Annotated in this window: 1 protein-coding gene; it reads left to right on the forward strand. The window is 66.4% G+C overall.

Going from position 1 to position 1,258, the window contains the following annotated elements:
• Window positions 1–127: 127 nt before the first annotated feature.
• A protein-coding gene (gene prfB / locus JCM19049_RS14540; RefSeq protein ID WP_279403293.1) for a peptide chain release factor 2 occupies window positions 128–1,242 on the forward strand; the annotation gives its coding sequence in 2 pieces (ribosomal slippage) (window positions 128–677 and window positions 677–1,242; 1,116 coding nt in all).
• Window positions 1,243–1,258: the final 16 nt, after the last annotated feature.

Below are 1,258 nucleotides of genomic sequence, written 5' to 3' on the forward strand. Positions count from 1 at the left end.
GCCGGCCGGGATCCCCATCCACGTGGACGCCACCGCCCGCACCGTGCTCAGCCGCTGAAAACCGGTGCGTTGGCGCAGGCGCCGAACGACTCCGGCGCCGGGCGTGATGACGTAGGCTAGTTAAATCATGGCTAAAACAGACTTTTCTGCTGAACTGCGCGCGCTTCGTTCCACTTTCCGGTCCATCGAGGCGGTCAGCGACGTCGAGCAAATCAAGGCGGACATCGCCCAGCTGTCTGAGGAAGCCGGCGCCCCGGACCTGTGGGACGACCCGGCCGTGGCGCAGAAGGTCACCTCCCGGCTCTCGCACCGCCAGTCCGAGCTGGAGCGGCTGCAGAAACTGCACACCCGGATCGATGACCTGGAGGTGCTGGTGGAGTTGGCCGAAATGGAGGACGACGCGGACACCCTGCAGGAGGCGGACCGGGAGCTGGAGGCGATCCGCGCCTCCCTGGCCGAACTGGAAGTGGTCACGCTGCTCAACGGCGAATTCGACTCCCGCGGCGCGGTCATCACCATCCGCGCCGGCGCCGGCGGCGTGGACGCGGCGGATTTCGCCGAGATGCTGCTGCGCATGTACACCCGCTGGGCGGAGAAGCGTGGCTACAGTGCGCGCATCATGGACACCTCCTACGCCGAAGAGGCCGGGCTGAAGTCCGCGACCTTTGAAATCGACGAGCCTACGCCTTTGGCACCCTCTCGGTCGAGGCCGGCACCCACCGCCTGGTGCGCATTTCCCCGTTCGACAACCAGGGCCGGCGCCAGACCTCCTTCGCCGCGGTGGAAGTGGTGCCGCTGATCGAGTCCACCGACAGCATCGAGATCCCCGAATCCGAGATCAAGGTCGATGTCTTCCGTTCCTCGGGTCCGGGCGGGCAGAGCGTGAACACCACCGACTCCGCGGTGCGCATGACCCACCTGCCCACCGGCATCGTCGTGTCGATGCAGAACGAGAAGTCGCAGATCCAAAACCGTGCCGCCGCATTGCGCGTGCTGCAGTCCCGGCTGCTGCTGCTGAAGAAGGAGCAGGAGGACGCGAAGAAGAAGGAACTGGCGGGCGATGTGAAGGCGTCCTGGGGCGATCAGATGCGCTCCTACGTGCTCAACCCCTACCAGATGGTCAAGGACCTGCGCACCGAGCACGAGGTGGGCAACACCCAGGCCGTGCTCGACGGCGAAATCGACGACTTCATCGACGCCGGAATCCGCTGGCGCGCCGGTCAGCGCCACTCGGCGAACTAGCGGCGGGTACCCGCCC

The sequence above is a fragment of the Arthrobacter sp. JCM 19049 genome, from assembly GCF_001310435.1.